Here is a 7,641-nt window from a genome sequence, read left to right on the forward strand (position 1 = left end):
ACCGGCCGGCAGCTCCCGTGTCGCCCCCGTCACGTAGTTCCACTCAAGGGACGTGGTCTCCCCGTTCGAGTTGAGGTAGGCGTAGTCCCCGACGACGGCCGCGGGCCTGCGGTGGTCGGTCCGCTGCCGCAGAACCGTCCCGTCCGCGGCGTAGACCGTCGTCGTCCGGCCTCGTCCGTCCTGCGCCACGACTCTGGCGCCGTCCGGGGAGACGGCATACGAGCCGCTGACGCCCAGGTGCTTGATCACCCTGCCCTGTGGCGAGAGCAGATCCATCTGGCTCTCCCTGGGGCCGACCGTCTTGTACGACTGCACCAGGAACCCGCCGTTCGACAGGACCGCGAGATTCTCGACCGCCGTCCCCTTGGTGAGATGAATCACCGTGTCCCCGACGTGGATCGTGTCGTCGAGGGCGAAGACGCCGGATGCCGCTGCCGTCGGGCCCGTGCCCCCGGTCGCGGAGGGCGTCGGGCTCTGCGACGCAAGGCCTGTCGGTGTCGTCGGCTCCTGCTGACTCGTCCGCGCGGGCGCGGGCGTCACCGGAGCGGTCCCCCGCAGGGACGACAGCCCGAGGGGCACGGCGAGCGCGGCAGCCGCCACGAACGCGGTTGCCGCGATCGCCGCGCCACGCCGGCGGCCGCGTCGCCGTTCCAGGGCGATGGCCGCCGTCGCGAAGTCGCCGACTGCGTCGACGCGCTCCGCCTCGTGGCGCAGGCCGGCCCGGAGATCTGTCTCGTTGGGGCTCATGCGGTCACCTCCAGCATCTGGACGCGGAGCGTCGCGAGGGCACGGCTCGAATGACTCTTGATGGTGCCGACCGAGCAGCCGAGGACCGCTGCCGTCTGCGCCTCGGTGAGGTCCTCGTAGTAGCGCAGGACGATCACGGCGCGCTGCTGCCGGGGCAGGGTTGCGATCTGTGCCCAGAGGTCGCCGTCGGCATGGAGATCGGGAGGCGCCACGGGTTCCTGGTGGGCGACGAGCTCGCTGCTGGTGACCTCCCTGTGCCGCCACGTCCGTCGCCACCAGCTCCGGTGCTCGTTGACGATCACCGTCCGCACGTAGGCGTCGGGCGACCCGGTGATCGACGACCACTTCCGGTAGACCCGGGCGAAGGCACTCTGCACGAGGTCCTCCGCACTGTGGGGATCACCGGTCAGCAGGAAGGCGAAACGGACGAAGTGGCGCTGTCGCGCCCTGACGTAGGCCGTGAAGTCGGCGTCACGGTCCTCTGTGTCCCCCATGTCGGCATCCTCGTATCGGCGGGATGGTTCGCCCATCATGACGCGACGAGGACCGCACCTGGTTGACATCGCGACCGAGCCGGTTCAGCGACACGGCCCTGACTCCCGGCGGTGGCGGGACCTAGGATCCCTCCATGGCCACCGACGACCGTGCGAGCCGGCGTGAGCTGGAGGAGGGCATCGAGCGGGACTTCTCCCAGCGGATGTCCTACGGCGACTACCTCAGGCTGGACGTACTGCTGTCCGCGCAACAGCCGCTCAGCGACCCGCCACTGCACGACGAGCTGCTCTTCATCATCCAGCACCAGACGTCCGAGCTGTGGCTCAAGCTGCTCGTGCACGAGCTCCGTTCCGCCAGGAGCCTGCTGCGCTCCGACGACCTCGCCCCTGCGCTGAAGCGGCTTGCTCGGATCAAGCACATCCAGCACACGCTGGCCGACCAGTGGAACGTGCTCGCGACCCTGACCCCGAGCGAGTACGCGGAGATCCGGCCCTATCTGGCGACCAGCTCGGGCTTCCAGTCGGCGCAGTACCGAGAGGTCGAGTTCCTCCTCGGCAACAAGGACGCCGACATGGTGGCCGTCTTCGAGCACGACCCCGTTGTCCAGGCCGAGCTGGCAACCCTGCTCCACGAGCCGAGCCTCTACGACGAGTTCATCGCGTTCCTGCACCGGCGTGGCTACCCGGTGCCCGGGGAGCTGCTCGACCGGGACTGGACGCGGCCGCACCGGCTCAACGACGCTCTGGTCGAGGTCTTCGCGCACGTGTACGAGAAGCCCGCCGAGCACTGGGGCGTCTACGAGGCCTGCGAGGAGCTCGTCGACGTCGAGGACAACTTCCAGCTCTGGCGCTTCCGCCACCTTCAGGTCGTGACCCGCACCATCGGGCACAAGCCGGGCACCGGTGGGTCATCCGGCGTCGACTTCCTCCGCCGCGCCCTCGACCTGACGTTCTTCCCTGAGCTCTACGCCGTTCGGGCCCGGATCGGCTCCTGACGCCTGCCTCGCGTCACGGGATCGGGGTGCCGCCCTCGAGGTAGAGAGGCGGGTCGGTGAGGCGCTCGAGCCGGCCGAGGAGGGTGTCGAGGTAGTCGGGGATGTGGGGCCTGGCCTGCTCGCGGGTGCACCAGTGGACGGCGGCGATCTCGGTCGCCTCGAAGGTCATCGCGTCGATGATCGACGACGCGTGCCGGCCGAGGTCGAAGACGAACTGGCACGCGTCGTCCCATCCCCGCCAGGGCGGCATCCAGTTCACGACGAGCAGCCCGAGCACCGACAGCTCGAGGCCGAGCTCCTCATGCAGCTCGCGGGCCACCGCCGTGGCCGGTGACTCCCACGGGTCGATGACGCCCCCCGGCAGGTCCCACTCGGCCTTGTACGTGAGCTCGCAGAGCAGCACCCGGTCGTACTCGTCACGCAGGACGCCCTGGCTGATGACCCGCTTCGTCGGCAGGTTCGCGTTGAGCACGCCGATGAACCCGTCGCGGGTGTCGGGCCTCGGGTCGTCCGCCAGCCGGGCGACCCGCACGAGGTCGGTATGGGGTCCACCGGCGCCGCGGGCGACGCCCTCGCGCCGGAGCCCCGCCCGTGCAGCCACCCTCAGCCGGGCGGTGTCACCGACGGGGATGAGGGCCTCGACCCGGTGCAGGCCGAGGTCGGTGAAGCAGCGGTCCACGGCGAGGCGCACCGCGCGGTGCGGGACTCCCCCACCGGTGTGGGACGGCTCGAACCGCCAGGTGACCTGGGCGGCATCGTCGCTGCGGCGCTGGACCTGCAGGCTCCCGACCCGCTTCCCGAGCGACTCGACGACGAGCGTGACCAGCCCATCCGGGGCGTGCTCGGTGCGGACGACCAGGTCACCGTCCACCGGCTCTCGCTCTCCCGCGCGAGGCGGCCATCCCACCGGTCAGTTGCCGAACTCGTCGGGATCGGCTCCCGTCCGGACCCCCCGGTCGAGCCCGGCGATGGCCTGCATGTCCTCGTCGTCGAGGTCGAAGCCGAACAGGTCGGCGTTCTGGGCGATCCGGGCGGGCTTCACCGAACGAGTCAGGACGACGTGCCCGAGGTGCAACTGCCATCGGAGGACGACCTGCGCCGGCGTCACCGCGTGCTTCTCGGCGATCCGGGTGACCTCGGGGTCCTCGAGCAGCCCGGCGCGCGCAGCCAGGGGGCTCCACGCCTCGGTGACGATGCCGTGCTCGGCGTGGAACGCGCGCAGCTCGCGCTGCTGCAGGTAGGGCGAGAGCTCGACCTGGTTGATGGAGGGCAGCACTCCGGTCTCATCGAGGAGCCGCTGCAGGTGGTCCACCTGGAAGTTGCAGACACCGACGGACCGCACCCGCCCCGACCGCTGCAGCTCGAGCATCTGCTGCCAGGCCCACACGTACGTACCGCGGCTCGCCACCGGCCAGTGGATGAGGTAGAGGTCGAGCACGTCGAGGCCGAGGCGCTGCATGGACTCGTCGAAGGCCGCCCCGACGTCCTGCAGGTGGGTGTACCAGACCTTCGTCGTGATGAAGACCTCCTCGCGGGCGATGCCGGCGCGGGTGAGCACCCGGCCCACGCCCTCCTCGTTGCGGTACATCTCGGCCGTGTCGATGTGCCGGTATCCGGTGTCCAGTGCGGCGCGCAGTGCTGTGTCGATCTGCTCGTCCGGAACCTCCCAGAGCCCGAACCCGAGCTGCGGGATCGTCAGTCCCGAGGTCGAGGCGTGACCGAGGGGAACCTGATGGACGGGCAGCTTCGAGGTCATGAGGACAACCTACGACGGCCGGCGGCCGCGGCGCCGGGCCAGCGATCCGCCGGTGTGCTGGACCTCACGGTCCGACTCCGCGCTAACCCCCTCGCGGGACCGCGGGCCCGGATGCACCAGGCGCTAGAGTCCGAGCCATGGCATCGATCAGCAAGGTCCTCATCGCAAACCGTGGCGAGATCGCCGTTCGTATCGCCCGCGCCTGCAAGGACAGCGGGATCGGGTCGGTCGCGGTCTACGCGGAGCCGGACCGGGATGCCCTCCACGTCAAGGTCGCCGACGAGGCGTTCGCCCTGGGCGGCACCACCCCCGGCGACAGCTACCTCGTACAGGAGAAGCTGCTCCAGGTCGCCAAGGAATCCGGTGCCGACGCGGTCCACCCGGGCTACGGCTTCCTCGCCGAGAACGCCAGCTTCGCCCAGGCCGTCATCGACGCCGGCCTCACCTGGATCGGTCCCGGGCCCGAGGCCATCGACGCCCTCGGTGACAAGGTGAAGGCACGGCACATCGCCACCAAGGCCAACGCACCCCTCGTGCCCGGCACGAAGGACCCCGTCTCCGGCCCCGACGAGGTCGTCGAGTTCGCGAAGGAGCACGGCCTGCCGGTCGCGATCAAGGCGGCCTACGGCGGTGGCGGGCGCGGCCTCAAGGTCGCCCGGACCCTCGAGGAGATCCCGCACCTCTACGAGTCCGCAGTCCGCGAGGCGGTCACGGCGTTCGGCCGCGGCGAGTGCTTCGTCGAGCGGTTCCTCGACCACCCGCGCCACGTCGAGACGCAGTGCCTGGCCGACCAGCACGGCAACGTCGTCGTCGTCTCGACCCGCGACTGCTCGCTCCAGCGGCGCAACCAGAAGCTCGTGGAGGAGGCGCCGGCTCCCTTCCTCTCCGAGGCGCAGCACGCCGAGCTGCTCCGCGCGAGCAAGGCGATCCTCAAGGAGGCCGGCTACGTCGGGGCCGGCACCTGCGAGTTCCTCGTCGGACCCGACGGCGTCATCTCCTTCCTCGAGGTCAACACCCGCCTGCAGGTCGAGCACCCGGTGACCGAGGAGGTCACCGGCATCGACCTCGTGCGGGAGCAGTTCCGCATCGCGAACGGCGAGCCCCTCGACTACCCCGACCCCGAGCCGCACGCCCACTCCATGGAGTTCCGCATCAACGGCGAGGACGCGGGCCGTAACTTCCTCCCGGCGCCCGGCACGGTTGCCGTCTTCCGCCCGCCGGCCGGTCCCGGCGTGCGGCTCGACTCAGGCGTCGTCGAGGGCGACGTCATCGCCGGCGCCTTCGACTCGATGCTGGCGAAGCTCATCGTCACGGGGCGCACCCGTCAGGAGGCGATCGAGCGGTCGCGCCGGGCCCTCGCCGAGTTCGAGATCGACGGCATGCCGACCGTCCTGCCCTTCCACCGAGCGGTCGTCAGCGACCCCGCCTTCGCGCCGCAGGACCCCGCGCAGCCCTTCGGCATCCACACGACGTGGATCGAGACCGAGTGGAACAACACGGTCGCGCCCTACGCCGGCGGCCCGGCGGAGACCCCCGAGGCCGAAGAGCGCCAGAAGGTCGTCGTCGAGGTCGGCGGCAAGCGTCTCGAGGTCTCGCTGCCGGGTGGCCTCGCCCTCGGCGGCGGTTCTGCCACGGCGAAGAAGAAGGCCCCGAAGCGCTCGACCGGTGGCGGCCGCGGGGGCGCGGCGGCGTCGGGCGACTCGCTGACGGCCCCGATGCAGGGCACGATCGTCAAGATCGCGGTCGAGGACGGGGCGACGGTCGCGACGGGTGACATCGTCGTGGTCCTCGAGGCGATGAAGATGGAGCAGCCGATCACGGCGCACAAGGACGGGGTCGTCACCGGCCTGACGGCCAAGGTCGGCGAGACGGTCAACTCTGGGACTGTCCTCGCCGAGATCAAGGACGCCCCGACCGAGGCCTGAGCGACCACCACCACGAGGCGGTATGCCGCTCAGCCCCGGGCTGAGCGGCATACGTCTGTCTGTGGCGCGTCCGCGCAGTGTGGGTGTCTCGCTCCCCCCCGGCCCCAGGTGGTCCCCCGGAGTGGTCTGGCAGACTCGACTCCGTGCTGACGACGCTGCTCTCGGAGGCGGCCCAGACCTCGACGGGCCTGAACTTCAAGGGATTCGTGATCGTGGCGATCGTCTTCGCCCTGGTCTACCCGCTCCAGAAGCGGCTGCGTGAGCGGGTGTCGAAGCATCGGGTCGAGCGGTGGCGCGAGGAGGACGAACGCCGCGACCACGAGGACGAGGAGCCCTGACCAGGAGCCTCACCCGGCCGCGGCTACTCCGACTGGTGGAGCTGGCGCGCCGCCTCGGCGATGGAGCCCGACAGTGACGGGTAGACGGTGATCGTGCTCGCCACGGCGTCGACGCTGAGGCGGTTCTGTACGGCGAGCGCGACCGGGAAGATCAGCTCGGAGGCCTTCGGTGCCACGACGACACCGCCCAGGATGGTGCCGTAGCCGGTCCGGCAGAAGAGCTTGACGAAACCGGCCTCGATGCCCTGCATCTTCGCGCGCGGGTTGCGCGCGAGCGGCAGCAGGACAGACTGCACGTCGGGCAGCTCGTCGGCCTCCCGCTGGCCGATGCCGACCGTGGCGATCTCGGGGTCGGTGAAGATGTTCGCTGCGACGCCTCGCACGTTGAGGGGAGCCACCGCGTCCCCGAGTGCGTGCCACATCGCGATGCGCCCCTGCATCGCCGCGACCGAGGCGAGCGGGAGGACGCCCGTGCAGTCGCCGGCGGCGTACACCCCCGGGACGGACGTGCGCGACACGCGGTCTACGACGATGTGGCCCGACTCGGCAAGCTCGACACCGAGCTCCTCGAGACCGAGCCCGGTCGTCTGCGGCAGGGAGCCGACGGCGAGGAGGGCGTGGCTGCCCTCGACGGTTCTGCCGTCCGTGAGAGTCACCACGACGCCGTCCGCGGTCCGCTCGACGCTCTGGGCGCGCGACTTGCCGAGCACCTCCATGCCGCGCTCCCGGAACACGTCCTCGATGAGGGTCGCCGCATCGGCGTCCTCACCCGGGAGCACGCGCTCACGCGAGGAGACCAGGGTGACGGCAGAGCCGAGGCCGAGGTAGGCCTGGGCGAGCTCGGCACCAGTGACGCCGGAGCCGATCACGACGAGACGCTCGGGCAGGTCATCGAGGGCGTAGATCTGCTGCCAAGTCAGGATCCGCTCGCCGTCTGGGACCGCGGTCGGCATGACGCGGGGGGTGGCGCCCGTCGCGACCAGCACGATGTCGGCGGTCAGCTCGACCGTCTCGTTCGCGGAGGCCTCGACGCGGACGAGCCCGCGCTCGACGAGTCGCGCGACACCGTCGACGACCCGCACGCCCACGTTCTCGAGGCTGCGCCGGATGTCGCGGCTCTGGGCCGCGGCGAGGTCGAGGATCCGCTCGTTGATCGTGGTCGCCCTCGCGACGACTCCATCCGTCGGCGCCTGGGTCGGGCGGCCCAGACTCACACCGAGCCGGACGGCGATGTCGAGGTCGGATCGCTGGTCGGCCGTCGCGATGAGGGCCTTGCTGGGCACACAGTCCGTCAGCACGGCGGCACCCCCGACGCCGTCCCTCTCGACGATCGTCACGTCGGCGCCGAGCTGGGCAGCGACAAGGGCCGCCTCGTAGCCGCCCGGG

The 7,641-nt window shown here is 70.8% G+C and carries 7 protein-coding genes and 1 pseudogene; 3 read left to right on the plus strand and 5 right to left on the minus strand.

Annotated elements, in window-relative coordinates; translation table 11 throughout:
- Window positions 1–747 (minus strand): annotated as a pseudogene (locus ACTHJJ_RS06695) (hypothetical protein); the annotation flags it as partial.
- Window positions 744–1,241 (minus strand): SigE family RNA polymerase sigma factor, encoded by a 498-nt coding sequence (locus ACTHJJ_RS06700; RefSeq protein WP_440302163.1) that lies wholly within the window; start codon window positions 1,239–1,241, stop codon window positions 744–746. The pseudogene ACTHJJ_RS06695 and the gene ACTHJJ_RS06700, both read right to left, overlap by 4 nt.
- Window positions 1,242–1,375: 134 nt before the next feature.
- Between ACTHJJ_RS06700 and ACTHJJ_RS06705 the strand changes: the two genes are divergently transcribed.
- Window positions 1,376–2,236: a tryptophan 2,3-dioxygenase gene (locus ACTHJJ_RS06705; RefSeq protein ID WP_440302164.1), complete on the plus strand. Its 861-nt coding sequence runs from the start codon at window positions 1,376–1,378 to the stop codon at window positions 2,234–2,236.
- A gap of 13 nt (window positions 2,237–2,249) precedes the next feature.
- Here ACTHJJ_RS06705 and ACTHJJ_RS06710 read toward each other — a convergent pair whose 3' ends face one another.
- Together ACTHJJ_RS06710 and ACTHJJ_RS06715 are read right to left on the minus strand one after the other, a co-directional pair.
- Window positions 2,250–3,107 (minus strand): NUDIX hydrolase, encoded by an 858-nt coding sequence (locus ACTHJJ_RS06710; protein WP_440302165.1) that lies wholly within the window; start codon window positions 3,105–3,107, stop codon window positions 2,250–2,252.
- A 39-nt stretch (window positions 3,108–3,146) separates the two neighbouring features.
- The gene (locus tag ACTHJJ_RS06715) at window positions 3,147–3,992 is read right to left on the minus strand and encodes an aldo/keto reductase (RefSeq protein WP_440302166.1); all 846 of its coding nucleotides are present in this window, start codon (window positions 3,990–3,992) and stop codon (window positions 3,147–3,149) included.
- A 137-nt stretch (window positions 3,993–4,129) separates the two neighbouring features.
- On the opposite strand from ACTHJJ_RS06715, the gene ACTHJJ_RS06720 reads away from it, so the two are divergent.
- Both ACTHJJ_RS06720 and ACTHJJ_RS06725 read left to right on the plus strand, forming a co-directional pair.
- Entirely contained in the window at window positions 4,130–5,917 is a 1,788-nt protein-coding gene (locus tag ACTHJJ_RS06720; protein ID WP_440302167.1) for an acetyl/propionyl/methylcrotonyl-CoA carboxylase subunit alpha, read from the plus strand.
- A gap of 143 nt (window positions 5,918–6,060) precedes the next feature.
- Entirely contained in the window at window positions 6,061–6,255 is a 195-nt protein-coding gene (locus ACTHJJ_RS06725) for a hypothetical protein (protein WP_440302168.1), read from the plus strand.
- Between the two features lie 23 nt (window positions 6,256–6,278).
- Here the strand turns inward: ACTHJJ_RS06725 and ACTHJJ_RS06730 are convergent.
- The coding region (locus ACTHJJ_RS06730) for an NAD(P)H-quinone dehydrogenase (protein ID WP_440302169.1) at window positions 6,279–7,641 on the minus strand (1,363 nt) is incomplete at its 5' end.

The sequence above is a fragment of the Intrasporangium sp. genome (assembly GCF_051961875.1).
GTDB lineage: Bacteria > Actinomycetota > Actinomycetes > Actinomycetales > Dermatophilaceae > Intrasporangium_A.